Here is a 228-nt window from a genome sequence, read left to right as displayed (position 1 = left end):
AACAGCATCGGGTCCGGCAACCTGGATGTCAGCATCAAGGACACCGGCAAACTGACTACCAGCGATTACCAGATGATGCTGGCCAAGGATGGCAAGCATCATGGGCGTATACCCCTCACACCACGGATACCCCTATGACCGCTGCACACTACCCCCTCGTGGAGCCCGGCCGCTGCAAACGCTTGAAGGCGGCCAGCAGCCGGGACCATGACAGCGTCGATCAACTGG

The 228-nt window shown here is 60.1% G+C and carries 1 pseudogene; it reads left to right on the top strand.

Features of this window, described 5'->3' with window-relative positions:
* Positions 1-134 precede the first annotated feature (134 nt).
* Positions 135-228: pseudogene (locus tag SB765_RS34635) on the top strand (biliverdin-producing heme oxygenase); the annotation flags it as partial.

The organism is Pseudomonas sp. SIMBA_067, from assembly GCF_046534675.1.
GTDB lineage: Bacteria > Pseudomonadota > Gammaproteobacteria > Pseudomonadales > Pseudomonadaceae > Aquipseudomonas > Aquipseudomonas putida.
This window is presented reverse-complemented; position numbering and strand designations above follow the sequence as displayed.